We start from the raw sequence: 17759 nt of genomic DNA, 5'->3' as shown, positions 1-17759 counted from the left end.
AATGCAGAAAAATAATTCGATTGAAGAGGAGATTTTATTATGACAAAAACACCAATTATTTTAGATTGTGATCCAGGACATGATGACGCATTAGCGTTAATGATGATTATTGCTTCACCAGAATTTGATTTACGTGCGGTGACAACATCCGCTGGAAATCAAACACCTGATAAAACATTTGATAACGCTTGTCGACTACTAACATTGATGGAACGGACAGATGTTCCAGTTGCTAGTGGAAATAAAAAACCTTTACTACAAGAATTAATGATTGCCGATGCCGTTCATGGAGATACTGGTGTTGATGGAACAGAGTTACCTAAATCTGAAATTCCAGCAACTAATTTAACAGCAATTGAGTTAATTGCAGAAACATTATCTAAAAGTGCTGAAAAAGTTACAATGGTTGTCACGGGCCCAATGACGAATATGGCACTATTTTTAGCTGTCTATCCTGAATTAAAAAATAAAATTGAAAAAATTGTCTTTATGGGTGGCTCAACGGATGTTGGAAATGTTAAACCTGGTTCAGAATTTAATATTGCCGTGGACCCAGAGTCAGCAAAAATGGTTTTAAATGACTCTATTCCAATGGTTATGGCTGGATTAAACTTAACTCATCAAGCACAAATTTTAGATTCTGAAATTGAAGAAATTGGTAAGATTAATAATAAAGTAGCGCAATCAGCCTACGGGTTATTGAAATTTTATGGTATTTACTATGGTCAAGAAAAATGGGGATTCGACGGTATTCCATTACATGACCCTTGTACAATTGCTTGGATGTTACATCCTGAATTATTCACAAGTGAAAAGTACCATGTTGATGTTGAGGTGAATGGTGATCTTACTAAAGGTGAGACAATCGTTGATAAATTTGATTTATTGGGATTAGAAAAAAATACAGAAGTCTTACTATCAATTGACCGTGCAAAATTTGTCGAATTATTAATTTCAAAACTTAAAAAATTTGATAAATTAGTAGGATAGAGAATCTTACAGTTGGCTTGTATTTCTGGCCTAAATACGTTAAAGTTAAACAGGACGTGAAACATCGTTTTGTTTCACAAATAACGGAGGGCCAGTCATATGAATCCAGAAGAATTTCGTCAAGCATTAGCTGAAAAAGACATTAATTTAACAGACAGACAAATGGCACAATTTGAAACATACTATGAATTTTTAGTAATGACAAATGAAAACCTTAATCTGACTGCTATTACAGAAAAATCAGACGTTTATTTGAAACATTTTTATGATTCTTTAACGCCTGCTTTTTATTCAAAAGAAATACAAAGCGAGCCCTTATCTATTTGTGACGTCGGCGCAGGTGCCGGCTTCCCTTCAATTCCACTGAAGATTGCTTTTCCGCAATTAACGGTGACTATTGTTGATTCGTTGAATAAACGTATCAACTTTTTAAATGAATTGGCGGACAAATTAGATATTACAGGGGTTGCTTTTTTTCATAATCGTGCTGAAGAATTTGCAGGTAAAAAAAGTTTATATAGAGAACAATATGATATCGTGACAGCTCGTGCTGTTGCAAGATTGAGCGTACTATCTGAATTGTGCTTACCTTTAGTTAAATTAAATGGTCAATTTATCGCTCTCAAAGCTCAAAAAATGGACGAAGAATTAGTCGATGCCGAATATGCTATCAAGCTTTTAGGTGGTCAAGTTGTGGCTAATCATGAATTTACTTTACCAATTTCAGATGACGAACGTCATCTATTAGTCGTTGATAAAGTCAAATTAAGTCCTAAAAAATACCCTAGAAAAGCGGGTGTACCTGGACGTACCCCACTTGTAAATAAGATATAGTCAGGAGGTCGTCGGAAAATGGCATTTTCATTTTTAGGAAATCGTAAAAATCAACAAGAACAAGAAGATGAAACGAATCAAACGAAGGTTAGTGACATTTCTGTTACGACTATTGTACCCAATCGCTTCCAACCTCGTCGTGTCTTTGATGATCAAAAAATTGATGAATTAGCACAAACCCTTAAAGAACACGGGTTATTGCAGCCTATTATTTTGCGAGAGTATGAGACTGGAAAATATGAGATTATTGCTGGGGAACGTCGTTTTCGGGCAGCATCTTCATTAGGATGGAAAAAAATTCCGGCAATTGTTCAGAAAATGGACGACGACCAAGCGGCTTCGATGGCACTAATTGAAAATTTACAACGTGAGGAACTAACAGCAATTGAAGAAGCAGAGGCCTACAGTAAACTAATGAGTTTAAACCACTTATCACAGTCAAAATTAGCTGAAGATATGGGTAAAAGCCAAGCATTTGTTGCTAATAAATTGCGTTTATTAAAATTAGAACATGACGTACAAACGTCCATTATGGCGCAACAGATATCCGAACGTCACGGAAGAGCAATGGTTAGTTTATCAGCTAGCAATCAAAAAAAATTATTAAAACGTATTTTAAAAGAGAAATTAACAGTGAAAGAAACCGAAAAGTTAATTTCAGCTAATAAAATTAAACCAGAATCAAAAGTGTCTGAAAAGAAAAACACGAAAAAAGGTAATCCTGATAAAAGATTAGTGATTAATACCCTAAAACAAGCGGTTCAAGTTATAGAAAATAACGGTGTAACGATTAAATCAAAACAAGAAAAAACTGATTCAGGGTATCGCGTTATTATTGATGTGATTGAATCAAAAAAGGAGGGTTAATCAAACATGGGAATTGTTATTTCATTAGCAAACCAAAAAGGTGGCGTTGGTAAAACAACAACGAGTGTGAATTTAGGCGCTTGTTTAGCCGAGCTAGGCAAGCGTGTTTTATTAATAGATACGGATGCTCAAGGAAATTCAACAAGTGGTGTTGGTATTGAAAAATCAACAATAAAAAAAGATATTTATGATGTTTTAGTTAATGAATTTCCAATTAAGGAGACAATTCTAGCTACTAGTCATAAAGGATTAGATATCGTTCCGGCAACCATTCAATTGGCTGGTGCTGAGATTGAATTAACACCGCAAATGGCTCGTGAAACAAGATTATTGGATGCCGTTAAAACAATTGAAGATCAGTATGATTATATTTTAATAGATTGCCCGCCATCACTTGGATTGATTACAATTAATGCCTTTACAGCTAGTAAATCAATTTTAATTCCTGTTCAAAGTGAATACTATGCTTTGGAAGGTTTAAGCCAATTGCTTAACACAATTCGTTTAGTTCAAAAGCATTTTAATCCAGATTTAGCCATTGAAGGCGTTTTAATGACAATGTATGATGCACGTACAAATTTAGGCGCAGAAGTTGTGTCTGAGGTGCAAAAATATTTTGCAGAAAAAGTCTACAAGACAATTATTCCGCGAAATGTCCGCTTGTCTGAAGCACCTAGCCATGGGATGGCAATTATTGATTACGATCCTAAGTCGAAGGGTGCTCAAGTCTATATGGAATTGGCAAAGGAAGTGTTAAAAGCGCATGGTAAATAATAAAAAAGGTCTTGGAAAAGGGATTAACGCGTTATTTCAGGATGAACTTGATCAATATGATGATACAAAAGAATCTGTTGTTCGTTTAAACTTAGCTGAAATTCGCCCTAATCCTTACCAACCTCGTAAAACATTTGATGAAGATGCCCTAAAAGAATTAGCTGCGTCTATCAAAAAATCAGGTGTCTTCCAACCAATTATTGTAAGAGAATCAGTCATTAAGGGTTATGAAATCATTGCAGGAGAACGTCGTTTCCGTGCGTCTAAATTAGCAGGACTAACAGATGTCCCTGCAATTATTAGAACGATGACAGAAGAAGCAATGATGGAAGTTGCTATTTTGGAAAATTTACAACGTGAAGAATTGTCTCCTTTAGAAGAGGCAGAAGCTTATAACATGTTGATGGAAAAATTAAACTTAACGCAGTCACAAGTTTCAGAGCGATTAGGCAAAAGTCGTCCTTATATTGCTAATTATTTGCGTTTATTAGGATTGCCCAACTCAGTTAAAGAATTACTCCAAGTTGATCAGTTATCGATGGGTCAAGCAAGAACATTGCTGTCACTTAAAGATAAACAAAAAATTGGGGCATTAGCTAAAAGAACAGTTAAAGAAAATCTAACTGTTCGTGAGTTGGAAAAAGTAATTGCCCAAATGAACGGCGAAATTAAAAAGAATACTAAAAAAGTGAACGAAGTTGAAAAATCAATTTATGTTCAACAAAGTGAGAACTTGTTAAAAGAAAAATTTGGAACACAAGTTTCTATCCAACAGAGCAAAAAAAATCATAAAGGTAAGATAGAAATTGACTACTTATCAACGGATGATTTGAACCGTATTTTGGACTTACTTGATATTTCACTAGACTAGGAGGTTAGTCAGTATGTATGACTTACATGATATTGTTGAAATGAAAAAACCACATCCTTGTGGGACTAACCGCTGGGAAATCGTGCGAATGGGAATGGATATTCGCATTAAGTGTTTAGGATGCGGGCACCTTATTCTATTACCTAGACGAGAATTTGAAAAAAAGATGAAAAAAATGTTAGAAAAAGCAACAACAGAAGATAATACAAAATAAATGAAAAGAGTGACGTCTAATTATGGCATTAACGGCAGGAATCGTAGGATTACCAAACGTAGGTAAATCAACTTTATTTAACGCAATTACAAAAGCAGGCGCGGAAATGGCTAATTACCCATTTGCGACAATCGATCCAAACGTTGGGATGGTTGAAGTTCCAGATAAACGATTAGCACGTATCGATGAAGTAGTCCCTGCTAAAAAAATTATTCATACAACTTTTGAATTTACGGATATTGCCGGTATTGTTAAAGGCGCAAGTAAAGGTGAAGGACTTGGTAATAAATTTTTAGAAAATATTCGTCAAGTTGATGCTATTGTGCACGTTGTTCGTGCATTTGACGATGATAATATCACACATGTTTCTGATAAAGTGGATCCAATGGACGATATTGAAACAATCAACTTAGAACTTGTTTTTGCAGATTTAGATAGTGTGACAAAACGTTATGCTAAAGTTGAAAAAGTGGCTAGAACAAAAGATAAAGATGCGTTGGCTGAATTCAGTATTTTACAAAAAATCAAACCAGTTCTTGAAGCTGGACATGCCGTTCGCTCAATTGAATTTGATGAAGAAGAAGAAAAATATGTTAAAGGTATGTTTTTATTAACGAACAAACCAGTTCTTTATGTCGCTAATATTGCTGAAGATGACATGGCTGACCCAGATGCTAATAAGTATGTAAAATTAATTGAAGCCTTTGCAAAAGAAGAAGGTTCAGAATGTTTAGCCGTTTCTGCTAAAACAGAAGAAGAAATTGCTGAACTAGATGATGAAGATAAACTTGATTTCCTTGAAGCTGCTGGTGTTGAAGAATCAGGACTTGATCGCTTAATCAGGGCATCTTATAAATTACTAGGTTTAGCAACTTTCTTTACTGCTGGTGGTGCCGAAACACGAGCATGGACCTTTAAACAAGGGATGAAAGCACCTCAAGTTGCCGGAATTATCCATTCAGATTTTGAACGTGGATTTATCCGTGCTGAAACAATGTCATTTGCTGATTTAGATAAAAATGGAAGCGTCGCAGCAGTTCGTGAAGCTGGTCGTTTACGTTCCGAAGGTAAAGAATATGTCGTACAAGATGGCGATATTATTGAGTTCAGATTTAACGTCTAAATAAAATAAGTCAGTAGGGGTTGTTAGTCATGTCAGAAGAAAACAAAGTCGAAGAAACATCAGTTGAAGAGAGAAATGCGACAGCTGCAGCAAAACAAAAAGAACATTTAGAAAAAGAAACGAAGTTACAGGATAAAGGACCCTTTGCGGGATTAACGAAGCGTAATGAAGATTATGTTTACCGTTTAAATAGTATTTTGAAAGATTCAAAAATTAATGATGAAAAACGAAATACGGTCATTGGTGAAATTGTTGCAGAACTTCGCACCGAACAGCATAAAGGTGTAACAGCAACTAAACTATATGGTCCTGTTAGTACAAAAGCAACTGATATCATTATGGGCCCACAGAAAAAAGCTGCAGAACCAACAAGTAGTTTTTGGTTAACAGCTTTAGATAATGGGTTGATGATGTTATTAATTTTTGCTGGTATGTACGGTGTTATGGGATTAATGAGTAAAACAAGTACGCAAGCAGAAGCTTCTGGTGCTGGTGGATTATTAACACTACTAATCACATCAATTTTGGGTGGTATTGGAGCAGCGCTCTTCTACAAAAAATATGGCCCAAACGTCAAAAAAGAAGACAAACCAGCTTTCTGGGTTACATTACTAGTATTTGTAGCCTTTCTTGCAGTATGGATTCTTGCCTACATGTTAGTGGCATTGATTCCAGGACCACTTAATGCATTGTTGCCAGCCCCTGTTTATCTTGTAATTGCATTAATCGCATTTGCAGTTAGAATTTACGTTAAACGTCGCTATAATATCAACCGAACAATGTTTTAAATTGATTGATATCTTGAAAAGAGTTCAGGTAAAATTTTTGAACTCTTTTTTGTTACAGTTAAAAACGATTATAGGTTAATAAGAATCGGACGATAACCTTGACCAATGTTGAGTTTATCTGGTATGTTAGTAAACAAAATAAAAGTAGAAAGCTGGTTTTAAAATGTCAAATTGGGAAACGAAGTTCGTTAAAAAAGGATTTACTTTTGATGACGTGTTGTTAATACCTGCAGAAAGTCATGTATTACCGAACGAGGTTGATATCAGTGTACAATTAGCTAAGAATATCAAATTAAATGTCCCAATTTTAAGTGCTAGCATGGATACTGTTACAGATTCTAAAATGGCGATTGCTATGGCTCGCCAAGGTGGCTTAGGTGTTATTCATAAAAATATGAGTATCGAACAACAAGCTGAAGAAGTCAGAAAAGTAAAACGTTCTGAAAGTGGCGTTATTATTGATCCTTTCTATTTAACACCGCAACATTCTGTTGCAGATGCTGAACAATTGATGAAACGTTACCGTATTAGTGGTGTTCCAATCGTTGAAACATTAGAAAATCGCTTATTGATTGGTATCATTACGAATCGTGATCTACGTTTTGTTTCTGATATGTCAGTCCTAATTGATAGTGTTATGACTAAAGAAGGATTAGTAACAGCTGCGGAAGGTACTTCGCTTAAAGAAGCTGAAAAAATACTCCAAAAAAATAAAATTGAAAAATTACCAATCATTGATAAAAATGGTCGTTTAACTGGTTTAATAACAATTAAAGATATCGAAAAAGTTGTTGAATTTCCTAACGCAGCTAAAGATGAACATGGCCGCTTACTTGCTGCTGCCGCTGTTGGTGTTACAAGTGATACATTTGAACGTGCTACAGCTTTACTAGATGCTGGTGTTGATGCTTTAGTTATCGATACTGCTCATGGTCATTCAGCCGGTGTTATCCGTAAAATTACTGAAATCAGAGCACAATTCCCAGAAGCAACTTTAATCGCAGGTAATGTCGCAACTGGCGAAGCAACTCGTGCCCTTTATGATGCTGGCGTTGATGTTGTTAAAGTTGGAATAGGACCTGGATCAATCTGTACAACACGGATTGTTGCTGGTGTTGGTGTTCCGCAATTAACAGCTATTTATGACGCTGCTGAAGTAGCTCGTGAATATGGTAAAACAATCATCGCTGATGGGGGTATTAAATACTCTGGTGATATCGTTAAAGCCCTTGCTGCCGGTGGTAACGCTGTGATGTTAGGTAGTATGTTAGCTGGAACTGATGAAGCTCCTGGTGAATTTGAAATTTATGAAGGTCGTCGTTTCAAAGTTTACCGAGGTATGGGAAGTTTAGCAGCTATGGAACAATCAAATGGTTCTTCTGATCGTTACTTCCAAAGTGGCGTAAATGAAGCTAATAAGTTAGTGCCAGAAGGTATTGAAGGTCGTGTATCATACAAGGGTAGTTTAGCTGATATTGTTTTCCAAATGGTTGGAGGCTTACATTCAGGTATGGGTTACGTTGGTGCTGGAACATTGAAGGCATTACAAGATGACGCACAATTTGTTCAAATTTCAGGTGCTGGTTTAATTGAATCACATCCACATGATGTTCAAATTACCAAAGAAGCACCTAATTACTCAGTTAAATAATAATTAAAAAGGCGTGATTTCTTTCAGATGAAAGAAGTTACGTCTTTTTTAATGGAGAGTTTTAAATTATAAATAAGACTCTAATGATTAATCATGATTTGATGCAAAATCATTGTATACAGTAAAAGGAATACGACATTAGTTAGAAATATTAATTTACTTAAAAATAAGTATCAATTGTGGAAGTATTTAAATTTATAGACTACACTACGAGTATAAATATTATAGGGGGTTACGAATATGTTAATTATTGATTACGTTCATGGGGAACAGCTACAAGCAACTTATAAAACGGCAGCAGCTTTTGTTGCGATGATGCAATTGGAAGTACCTGAGTTTGAAGATTATTATAAAATTACTAAAGTAACGGAATCTGGTAAAGAGATTGAGTTATCAGATAAAACAATGGGCGGTTTATTTAACTACTTATTAGAACGTGGATAATAAAAAATGGAAAGCTTTCGTTTTTTACGAAAGCTTTTTTTGTACTACTTAGATTAAGTAGATTTAACCAATTCTTTAAAGTTATCGTGTGTGATATTTGATACAATATACTATAAGTAAAGAAAAGTCAGGAGATATCCAATGAAAATTTTAGTTGTAGATGATGAAAAAGAAATCGTTGATTTAATCTCTATTTATTTAAAAAATGAAGGTTACGAAGCAATTACTGCTCAAAATGGACTTGAAGCGATTGAAAAATTAGAAGAAATGCCAGAAATCGGTGTAATGATTCTCGACGTTATGATGCCTAAAATGAACGGAATGGATGTCATTAAAGAGGTTCGTAAAACTTCAGAAATTCCAATATTAATGGTTTCTGCTAAAACAGAAGATATGGACAAAATTCGTGGACTGATTACAGGTGCTGATGATTATGTTGTTAAGCCATTTAACCCATTAGAAATTATGGCACGTGTTAAATCATTACTCCGTCGTAGCCAAAACTCGAATCCGGCACCTGATGTTGCACTTGAAATAGGACCGCTAATTATTAAAAAAGATTCTCATGAAGTTCAAACAGTTGAAGGTAGTGATATTCAATTAACTGCTTTAGAATTCGGTATTTTATATTTATTAGCCTCACATCCAAATCATGTGTACTCTGCGGATGATATTTTTGAACAAGTTTGGCAACAAGAATCAATTATTTCTGCCAAAACAGTAATGGTCCATGTGAGCCATTTACGTGATAAAATTGAAGCAGCAACAAACGGTGATGATATTATCAAAACCGTCTGGGGCGTTGGATACAAGATAGAAATGCATTAGTGAGGGGTTATTTTTGAAATTAACTGGTAGAGAAAAAAGTGAATTAATCGCGGAAGGATTCATCACGATTATTCTATTAATTTTACTGAATTTATCAATTTTTATTCTATTAAATCAGACGATTGCTTCAAACCCAGGACTTGAGAATGGTATTTTTCAAATTAAGACGGCATTAACTTTTGGGCCGAATGATTTCAATGTCTGGAGTTGGGGGAATGTTTTTGTTGCGTTCATGCTTATTGTGGACGTTGTCGTGCTCTATTGGCGACTAATTCGACGTTATCATCAAATGCAGTTACGTCATGTTATTTCAGAATTGCATTATATTGCGGACGGTCATTACGATCATCAAATTCCTTTTAAACTACAAGGTGATATGGCGCGGGTCGTTTCAAGTATTAATGCTTTGGTTCAAAGTACGATTGAATCAATGGAAGAAGAACGTCGAATTGAGAATTCAAAGGATGAGCTGATTACCAATGTTAGTCACGATATTCGAACACCATTGACATCAATTATCGGTTACTTAGGTTTAATAGAAGATAATCAATATAATTCGCAAGAAGATTTACTATCTTACACACATACAGCATTTGTGAAATCAAAGCAGATGAAGGTTTTAGTAGAAGATTTATTTGAATACACAAAAGTGCGACAGACGTCGACGCCAATTAATGCGATTAATTTTGATATGAATCAAATGTTAGAACAATTGGCAGCTAGTTTTGAACTTGAAGCTAAAAATAAAGAAATGACAATTAGTAGCAATACGAACCCTAACCCGTTAATGATGGAAGCTGATACTGAAAAATTAGGCCGTGTTTTTAATAATTTAATATCAAATGCCTTAAAATATGGGGCAGGCGGTAAACATATTTATTTAGAAGCAGAAAAAATTGGTCAGGAAGTTATCGTAAAAGTAACTAATGATGGCCCTAAAATACCTGAACAATCACTTAATCAATTATTTGATCGGTTTTACCGAGTGGAAGAATCTCGTTCACAAAAAACGGGCGGAACTGGATTAGGGCTTGCCATTGCTCAAAGTATTGTCACGCTCCACGGTGGGTACATATATGTTGTCTCAAATGAAGAGCTAACTAGTTTTGTTATTCATTTACCATTGGGTAAGAATATAAAATTAACTAGAAAGCAAGAAGAACAGTTGCAAGAATAGCTATTATTGGGTATTCTTAAATGAATAAGAGAAGTTAAGAGGGTAAAGAGAAAATGATATTTTTAAAACGTACAAAGAAATTCGTAATTGGGCTTATTTCAGGGGCAGCACTATTTACTGGGGTTTCAGCAATGGGACTTCAAGATGAGGTTAAATCTGTATCAGCTGCAACAACCAGTTCAAGCGCTATTAATTTAACAGCTAAAGCTGCTTTAGCAATTGATGCAGATACTGGACAAGTAATCTATGAAAAAAATGCTGATGCTGTTTTACCAATTGCATCAATGACAAAATTAATTTCGATTGATGTTATTTTAGATCAAATTAAAAGTGGTAAATTAACTTGGGATCAAAAAGTTAAGATTGATAACGATTCTTATAAAATTAGCCAGGATACATCATTATCAAACGTTCCGTTGAGTAAAACGAAATCATACACAGTTAAACAACTGTATGATGCTAGTTTAATTTACTCAGCAAATGGGGCTATTATGGCACTTGCTCATGAAGTATCGGGATCGCAAAAAGATTTCGTAACATTAATGCGTGCAAAGGTTAAGTCATGGGGAATTACAGATGCTAAGATTGATAACGTTTCTGGTTTAACTAATAGCGATATCAGTAAAGCTGATCGATACCCCGGTTCAGCCGCATCAGATGAAAATGAATTAACTGCCAAAGATATGGGAATTGTTGCTAAAAACTTACTTAAAAAGTACCCAGAAGTATTAAAAACAACAAGTATCAAACGTAAATATTTCGATAAAGGAACATCTGACCAAACACTAATGGAAAACTGGAACTGGATGTTACCTGGTTTAGCTAAGGCATATACAGAATTACCTGTTGATGGATTGAAGACAGGTACTTCTGACAAAGCTGGTGAATGTTTTACAGGAACTGTAAAAAAAGATGGTCATCGAATTATTACGGTCGTTTTAGGATCATCACACAAGAGTGAAACGGATGTAAGTCGTTTTACAGATACACAAAAAATAATGTCATATGTATTTGACATGTTCAACGTGGAAACAATCAAGGCTGGTACAATATTTAAAAACGCCGATAGTTTACCTGTATTTCATGGTAAAGAATTAACAACTAAAGTTATGCTTAAATCTAATCAAAAAGTTTGGTTGAAAAAAGGCGAAACAGTTAAGTCGATTATTTCAGCTAAAGTATCAGAAAATACTGATTTAGTTAAGAAAACAGGATTAGAAGCCCCAATTAAGGCTAATAGTGATATTGGAACGCTTAAATTAACTGGTAAAGATAATGCGTTATCTTATGTTGATGGCAAAAAATCACTTTCTGTTACAGGAACGAATAAAGATGCCATTGAAAAAGCTAACATTTTTGTTATTATGTGGCGTGCAATTACTAACTTCTTTGGAAATTTATTTTAAATCAATAAAATCATCTCTGATTTCTAGGGTGATTTTTTTGTCTATATGGGCAATTTAGTCGTGTAAGATTAAAAAAACATTAAAAAGAAAATAAAAATTTGTTGTTCGTGGACATTTGATGTATATTATAACGTATCGATAAAATTTTATAGTAGAAATAATTAATTTAGGGGGCACCAATTTTAATGAAAATGATTAAGAATGAATTTAAATTTGTTGGAAAGAATAGAATACTTCTAGTTTCAACAATTGTTATGATGCTTATTCCGATTCTGTATGCTGCTTTCTTCTTGAAATCAGTTTGGGATCCATATGGCAAAACAAGTGATTTACCAGTAGCAGTCGTTAATAACGATGAATCTGTTAAATATAATGGAACGACATTGGATGTTGGTGATCAACTTGTAAAAGAGTTGAAGAATAATGACCAATTGAAGTGGACATTCGTTTCTGCAAAACAAGCAAAACAAGGAATGAAAGACAACAAGTACTATACAACAATTACGTTGCCTAAAAACTTCTCTTCAAATGCTGCAACTTTAATGGATACAAATCCTAAAAAGATGAAAATCACGTACGATACTAATGCATCTCGTAACTACATTGGTGAAGTTATCAGTGAAACAGCAGCAAAACAATTAAATAGCCAAATTCGTGAATCAGTCACGAAAGCATATGCAACAGCTATTTTCGGCCAAGTTAAAACAATCGGTAAAGGCTTTAAGACAGCTGCAAGTGGTTCTAAAACATTGTCTGATGGTACAGTAACATTGAATGATGGCTTAAATAGCTACATTACTGGTGTAGGAACTGTTAATAATGGTGTTCAAACACTTTCAACTAGTGTTGTTCCATTAAAAAATGGTGTTCAAAAATTAGCAACAGGCGCTGGTTCTTTAAGTGCTGGATTATCAAAACTTAATAATAGTACAGGTACATTAGCTTCAGGTGTATCGAAACTAGATACTGGCTCAACAACATTAGCAAGTGGTGTAAAAGGTTATACTAATGGAGTTACTGAATTAAATAGTGGTTTGAGTCAATTAAGTTCAAATTCTCAAGCATTAAATGATGGAATAATTACCTTAAGAGGTGGTATTACAACAGTTCAAGCGGGTAACCAATCGTTAACTAAAAGCTTGAAGGAGTCTGCTGCAACTTTAGATACACAATTAAATAGTCCAGATTCACAAGCTGAAATGGCAAAATTAATGGCTGGATTTACAGCATTAGATTCAGGAATTTCTAAGTTGAATTCTGAATTAAATGGCACAAATGCGCCTAATATTGATGCTAAAAAATTAACAGCCGATTTAACTCAAATTGGAGCTAATACTAAACTTGTTGCCGCTAAAGCAACAGATGCTGGTTCACAATTGAGTGAATTAAATAATAGTCTTTATAGTACAACTAACGCATCCAGTGTTGCTGCACAACTTAAGGATGCGCAAAGTAATATGGGTGCTTTAGTTACCTTTGTAAAATCACCTGATTTTGCAGCTTTAGAGAAATCTAATCCAACGTTAGCAAAAAGTATTGCTGCTTCTGTTAATGGATTAGGAAGTAATCTTCAAACTGCTGGCACAAGTTTAGCAGCATCAGGTAATAATACAACAAAAATTAAAACAGATTTATCTGATATGACAACACCGTTGACTGATAACGGTGACAAATTAAAATCGATTCAAAAAGAATTAGCAGCTATTCAAGAATTACTACCTAAATTACAAGCATTAAAGGCGGGTGTTGCCGAGTTATCTGCTCAAGAACCACAAGTAACAGCAGGTGCTAAGAAAGCCATTGATAAACTAATGGCTGGATTAAATACTGTTAAAACTGGTTTAACGCAGACAGGTTCTGGCACAAAGGAAAGTCCTTATGGTGCTATCCAAGCAACAGACTTACTAAATGCTGGATTAGGTCAAATTATGGCTGGGTTAAATGGTACAGATAAAACTCCTGGCTTAATTCCAAGTGTACAAAAATACACTGCAGGTGTATTAAGTGCTAATAATGGTTCTAAAACATTAATTGGAAACAACAGTGCCTTAGTATCAGGCTCGAGTCAATTAAGTACTGGATTATCAACATTGAATGGATCAGTACCAACATTGACATCAGGAGTTAGTCAATTAGCTACTGGCTCAGGTACATTATCAAATGGTTTAGTAAGCTTGAATGAACAAGTACCAACACTTGTTGCTGGAGTTGATAAATTAGCTGCAGGGACTCAAAAATTAGATGATAACTCAGCTAAATTAGGTGATGGTTCTAAATCACTTAAAAAAGGGTCAAAAACATTAGCTACTGCTCTTAAAACAGGATCAGATACAGTTAATGGAATTAAAGCAACTAACAAGACAGCTAATATGTTTGCAGCACCTTCAGAATTGGAACATAAGAATTACAGTTATGTTCCTAACTATGGACATGCTTTAGCACCATATGTTCTTTCACTTGCATTATACGTTGGGGCAATCGTCTTTAACTTTGCATTCCCAATCCGTAAAATTTCAACTGAAGGTCAATCAGCAACAGCTTGGTTCTGGAGTAAAGTTGCTATTGGAACTGTCGTTGCCCTTGGTATGGCACTTGTTGAAGTTACAGGGATGCTTATGTTTGGATTACAAGCAGACCATATTGCTGAAACTTACTTAATTGCAACAGTATTCTCGTTAACATCGATGTATCTTGTTATGGCACTTGCTATGGCATTTGATAATCCTGGTCGATTCGTGGCCATGGTTCTCTTGATGTTACAATTAGGTGGCGCTGGTGGTACGTTCCCAATGGAAGTTACGAATAGCTTTTTTAATGCCATCCATCCATTCTTACCAATGACATACTCAACCTTAGGGTTCCGTGAGTCATTAACTTCTGGAATGGTTAGTGGACAAATTGGCATGAGCGTATTTGTTCTTGCAATCTTCGCTATCGTTTCATTAGTTCTATTATGGGTTGCTATGCAAATTCTTCAAAGAGTTGGACTTGCTGGTAAATCACAATTAGATGATAATCAAAAATTACAAGATTTAGAAAAATAGATTATTAAATAGAGTTACGCAAAATTAATTTTGCGGGCTCTATTTTTTTGATTGAATATATTTAGAATGGGTTAATTAAATTGAGGTTCTTAATCTTAGTCCTAATGGTCGTAATAATAACTAAAAAGCGGTATACTGTTACTATTAATATTTAAAACAATAGGAGGCCAAATTATGTTAAGTCATTTTGATGAAAAAAATGTTGAAGTTAACGAAAAAGGAATTCCATTTCCAGCTGATACACGTGTTAGTTTTGAAACAAATAACGAGTTCTTTACTGGTGTCGTTGAAAAACAACTAAAAAATTCGGCTATTATTAAATTCGATAAGGAATTTATTAAGAATGAAACAGCTGAAGAATTAAAACATAAAATTGTTGTTAGTTATGCAGGATTAGAATTAATTAAATAATCAGGATTAGAGATTAGCGTGCGTACTTAGCGCTAATCTCTTTTTTTAAATTAAACTAAAAGGGGGAAGTCAGAATGAATAGGTGGATCCAGAAATATCTAGATAAAGCTAGTTTGTTGGCCTCTCCCGTACAAATTGTTGTCTTTTACTATTTAGCATTGATTGTAGTAACAAGTATTTTATTATGCCTTCCGTTCTTCAAACAACCTGGTGCTAGTGTGCCATTTATTGATACAATATTCATGGCAGTCTCAACGGTTAGTGTTACAGGATTAACCACATTTCCGTTAGAGCAAGTCTATAACAATAACGGTATCATCTTACTAGAAATGCTTTTTCAAATAGGTGGTTTTGGTATAACAATGCTCTCAACGTTTATTATGGTAATTGCTGGTCGACGCATTGGGTTGCAACAACGCAGGCTAATTCAAACTGATATGAATCAACCGCATTTAAGTGGAAATGTTCGTTTAGTTTATTCAATTTTCGGCATTATGCTAGGGATTCAAGCTTTTTTTGGTGTGATATTTTCAATTTATTTATATGTACGTGATGGCTTTGAACATCTAGCTGCGTCAATTTTTGATGGCTTTTATATTGCAATATCTGCGTTAACAAATGCGGGATTTGACGTTACTGGGAAATCTATTATCCCTTATTCGAAAGATTACGTCTTTTTATTTTTAATTATGATTTTAATTTTTATAGGTGGTTTAGGATTTCCCGTTATTATTGAAATTTTAGCGTGGATCAAGGTTACGTGGTTCAAACCAGGACATAAAAAATTTAGATTTTCATTATTTACAAAATTAGCAGGTAGTTTTGCGATTGGATTTTTCTTTATTGGAACAATATTAATTTTCTTATCTGAACATAATGGTTATTTTGCACATAAGGATTTCGTTGAGAGAGTTATGACAGCTATGTTTTATAGTATTACAACGCGTAATGCCGGACTACAAATTAATCAAATTAGTGATTTTAATACGACAACCTTATTGATTTTTTCTATGTTAATGTTTATTGGTGCTAGTCCAAGTTCAGTTGGTGGTGGTGTTCGAACAACAACAATTGGGATTTTAGGATTATATTTGTTATCGTTTATTCGTGGACATAAGAATGTGAATATTTTTAATAGAAGGATTCATGAAAATGATATTCAAAAATCAGTAGTAGTTGTTAACCTATCGATATTTATGTGTTTAATCGCGGTCTTTATTTTAAGTATTACGGAGAATCATTCGTTGATTTCGCTGATTGTAGAAGTAACTTCTGCTTTTGGAACGACGGGATTATCAACGGGAATTACCAGTTCATTAAGCATTATCGGTAAAATGGTCATTATTATTTTGATGTTTGTTGGACGCGTAGGGATGTTATACATGTTAATATTCTTTGTTTCGAAAAAAGAACGGGATGAAAAGTATCGTTTTCCATCAGAACAGATCATTATTGGATAACTTTTTGATTAGAGTTACTAAATAATGAGTATTAAGAAACAGATGTATGCTATAATTTATATCGTTAAACCAACTTTATATTATTGGAGGACTATCGTGAAAGAAACAGAGAAACGCTGGCTCACAGTTCTTAAAATTGCGATGCCGCTTTGCCTGAGTTACGTCCCAATTGGACTCGCATGTGGTATTTTGTTGCATGCAGCAGGCTTCAATACGATATTAGCAGGATTAGTTTCCATACTTGTCTTTTCAGGTGGTGCACAGTTTTTAATTGCATCAATGTTGACGATTCAGTCGCCAATTCTTTCAATTGTTACTATGCTATTTTTCTTAGAATTACGGTATGCGTTATTAGGTGCTAGTTTGTCACAGTACATTCGAGGAACTAGTCGTAAGTTTTTATACATATTTGCGGCATCACTAAACGATGAAAATTACGCAGTAAACTATTTAAAATTTGCAACAGATAAAGAATGGAAACCAAAAGATGCCTTGATGGTTGAACATTATTCATTATTATTTTGGACGATGAGTAATATTGCAGGTAGTTTAATTGGTGCTGGGTTAAAAATTAATTTAAGCATTGTTGAATTTGCATTAACTTCATTATTTATTTACATGATAGTCATGCAACTTAAAAATTATCTCACAATTATTATTAGTATTCTTTCAGGTATTTTAGCAATTATTTTCATGTCATTGTTCCAAAGTACGATGGGATTAGTTGTAGCAACTTTACTAGCTTCCTTTGTTGGATTTATTATTGAACATGAAATTGTTAGAAAAGGTAAACGAAATAAATTATTAAATACGATTAAACCAAAAGCAAGTCGACATACAATAAGTAGAAAGTCTAAAGTTTCTGAGGAAAGTTAAC

General features: G+C 34.3%; 17 protein-coding genes. All 17 read left to right on the top strand.

The window, feature by feature from the left end; genetic code table 11:
• Positions 1-39 precede the first annotated feature (39 nt).
• The gene (gene rihA, locus AC1RPX_RS01365) at positions 40-990 is read left to right on the top strand and encodes a pyrimidine-specific ribonucleoside hydrolase RihA (RefSeq protein WP_481761069.1); all 951 of its coding nucleotides are present in this window, start codon (positions 40-42) and stop codon (positions 988-990) included.
• 99 nt (positions 991-1089) lie between these two features.
• Positions 1090-1824 carry a 16S rRNA (guanine(527)-N(7))-methyltransferase RsmG gene (rsmG, locus tag AC1RPX_RS01360; RefSeq protein WP_481761068.1) on the top strand — a complete coding sequence of 245 codons (735 nt, stop codon included), beginning with the start codon at positions 1090-1092 and terminating at the stop codon, positions 1822-1824.
• Positions 1825-1842: 18 nt separating this feature from the next.
• Complete coding sequence (gene noc / locus AC1RPX_RS01355; protein ID WP_481761067.1) at positions 1843-2691, top strand: nucleoid occlusion protein; 849 nt, start codon at positions 1843-1845, stop codon at positions 2689-2691.
• Positions 2692-2697: 6 nt separating this feature from the next.
• Positions 2698-3465: a ParA family protein gene (locus AC1RPX_RS01350; protein ID WP_409021824.1), complete on the top strand. Its 768-nt coding sequence runs from the start codon at positions 2698-2700 to the stop codon at positions 3463-3465.
• Positions 3455-4336: a ParB/RepB/Spo0J family partition protein gene (locus AC1RPX_RS01345; RefSeq protein ID WP_409021823.1), complete on the top strand. Its 882-nt coding sequence runs from the start codon at positions 3455-3457 to the stop codon at positions 4334-4336. The genes AC1RPX_RS01350 and AC1RPX_RS01345 overlap by 11 nt, the downstream gene beginning before the upstream one ends.
• Before the next feature lie 13 nt (positions 4337-4349).
• Complete coding sequence (locus AC1RPX_RS01340) at positions 4350-4550, top strand: DUF951 domain-containing protein (RefSeq protein ID WP_409021822.1); 201 nt, start codon at positions 4350-4352, stop codon at positions 4548-4550.
• 22 nt (positions 4551-4572) lie between these two features.
• Positions 4573-5673 carry a redox-regulated ATPase YchF gene (gene ychF / locus AC1RPX_RS01335; protein ID WP_481761066.1) on the top strand — a complete coding sequence of 367 codons (1101 nt, stop codon included), beginning with the start codon at positions 4573-4575 and terminating at the stop codon, positions 5671-5673.
• A gap of 29 nt (positions 5674-5702) precedes the next feature.
• Complete coding sequence (locus AC1RPX_RS01330) at positions 5703-6461, top strand: DUF1129 family protein (protein ID WP_481761065.1); 759 nt, start codon at positions 5703-5705, stop codon at positions 6459-6461.
• Positions 6462-6624: 163 nt separating this feature from the next.
• Positions 6625-8112 (top strand): IMP dehydrogenase, encoded by a 1488-nt coding sequence (guaB, locus tag AC1RPX_RS01325; protein ID WP_481761064.1) that lies wholly within the window; start codon positions 6625-6627, stop codon positions 8110-8112.
• A 240-nt stretch (positions 8113-8352) separates the two neighbouring features.
• Positions 8353-8556, top strand: coding sequence for a hypothetical protein (locus tag AC1RPX_RS01320; protein WP_481761063.1), 204 nt, complete (start codon positions 8353-8355; stop codon positions 8554-8556).
• A gap of 141 nt (positions 8557-8697) precedes the next feature.
• Positions 8698-9384 (top strand): response regulator transcription factor, encoded by a 687-nt coding sequence (locus AC1RPX_RS01315; protein WP_409021818.1) that lies wholly within the window; start codon positions 8698-8700, stop codon positions 9382-9384.
• A 13-nt stretch (positions 9385-9397) separates the two neighbouring features.
• A complete protein-coding gene (locus AC1RPX_RS01310; protein ID WP_481761062.1) occupies positions 9398-10561 on the top strand; it encodes a sensor histidine kinase in 1164 nt (387 codons plus the stop codon).
• 53 nt (positions 10562-10614) lie between these two features.
• The gene (locus tag AC1RPX_RS01305) at positions 10615-11967 is read left to right on the top strand and encodes a serine hydrolase (RefSeq protein WP_481761061.1); all 1353 of its coding nucleotides are present in this window, start codon (positions 10615-10617) and stop codon (positions 11965-11967) included.
• Positions 11968-12152: 185 nt separating this feature from the next.
• Positions 12153-15011 carry a YhgE/Pip family protein gene (locus tag AC1RPX_RS01300; RefSeq protein ID WP_481761060.1) on the top strand — a complete coding sequence of 953 codons (2859 nt, stop codon included), beginning with the start codon at positions 12153-12155 and terminating at the stop codon, positions 15009-15011.
• A gap of 174 nt (positions 15012-15185) precedes the next feature.
• On the top strand, positions 15186-15422 hold the full coding sequence (locus AC1RPX_RS01295) for a hypothetical protein (RefSeq protein ID WP_409021814.1): 237 nt from the start codon (positions 15186-15188) through the stop codon (positions 15420-15422).
• A gap of 74 nt (positions 15423-15496) precedes the next feature.
• Positions 15497-16882: a TrkH family potassium uptake protein gene (locus tag AC1RPX_RS01290; RefSeq protein WP_481761059.1), complete on the top strand. Its 1386-nt coding sequence runs from the start codon at positions 15497-15499 to the stop codon at positions 16880-16882.
• A 96-nt stretch (positions 16883-16978) separates the two neighbouring features.
• The gene (locus tag AC1RPX_RS01285) at positions 16979-17758 is read left to right on the top strand and encodes an AzlC family ABC transporter permease (protein ID WP_481761058.1); all 780 of its coding nucleotides are present in this window, start codon (positions 16979-16981) and stop codon (positions 17756-17758) included.
• Position 17759: the final 1 nt, after the last annotated feature.

Source organism: Dellaglioa sp. CoH-56-MRSF-14, from assembly GCF_056782115.1.
Note: the sequence above shows the minus strand (reverse complement) of the source record. Positions and strands in the feature narration are given on the sequence as shown.

What these genes read in the sequence shown, in the direction of transcription:
- AC1RPX_RS01340 (WP_409021822.1), top strand. Translation starts at nt 4,350, where the DNA reads ATGTATGACTTACATGATATTGTTGAAATGAAAAAACCACATCCTTGT.
- noc (WP_481761067.1), top strand. Translation starts at nt 1,843, where the DNA reads ATGGCATTTTCATTTTTAGGAAATCGTAAAAATCAACAAGAACAAGAA.
- AC1RPX_RS01350 (WP_409021824.1), top strand. Translation starts at nt 2,698, where the DNA reads ATGGGAATTGTTATTTCATTAGCAAACCAAAAAGGTGGCGTTGGTAAA.
- AC1RPX_RS01300 (WP_481761060.1), top strand. Translation starts at nt 12,153, where the DNA reads ATGAAAATGATTAAGAATGAATTTAAATTTGTTGGAAAGAATAGAATA.
- rihA (WP_481761069.1), top strand. Translation starts at nt 40, where the DNA reads ATGACAAAAACACCAATTATTTTAGATTGTGATCCAGGACATGATGAC.
- AC1RPX_RS01290 (WP_481761059.1), top strand. Translation starts at nt 15,497, where the DNA reads ATGAATAGGTGGATCCAGAAATATCTAGATAAAGCTAGTTTGTTGGCC.
- AC1RPX_RS01295 (WP_409021814.1), top strand. Translation starts at nt 15,186, where the DNA reads ATGTTAAGTCATTTTGATGAAAAAAATGTTGAAGTTAACGAAAAAGGA.
- guaB (WP_481761064.1), top strand. Translation starts at nt 6,625, where the DNA reads ATGTCAAATTGGGAAACGAAGTTCGTTAAAAAAGGATTTACTTTTGAT.
- AC1RPX_RS01330 (WP_481761065.1), top strand. Translation starts at nt 5,703, where the DNA reads ATGTCAGAAGAAAACAAAGTCGAAGAAACATCAGTTGAAGAGAGAAAT.
- AC1RPX_RS01305 (WP_481761061.1), top strand. Translation starts at nt 10,615, where the DNA reads ATGATATTTTTAAAACGTACAAAGAAATTCGTAATTGGGCTTATTTCA.
- rsmG (WP_481761068.1), top strand. Translation starts at nt 1,090, where the DNA reads ATGAATCCAGAAGAATTTCGTCAAGCATTAGCTGAAAAAGACATTAAT.
- ychF (WP_481761066.1), top strand. Translation starts at nt 4,573, where the DNA reads ATGGCATTAACGGCAGGAATCGTAGGATTACCAAACGTAGGTAAATCA.
- AC1RPX_RS01345 (WP_409021823.1), top strand. Translation starts at nt 3,455, where the DNA reads ATGGTAAATAATAAAAAAGGTCTTGGAAAAGGGATTAACGCGTTATTT.
- AC1RPX_RS01320 (WP_481761063.1), top strand. Translation starts at nt 8,353, where the DNA reads ATGTTAATTATTGATTACGTTCATGGGGAACAGCTACAAGCAACTTAT.
- AC1RPX_RS01315 (WP_409021818.1), top strand. Translation starts at nt 8,698, where the DNA reads ATGAAAATTTTAGTTGTAGATGATGAAAAAGAAATCGTTGATTTAATC.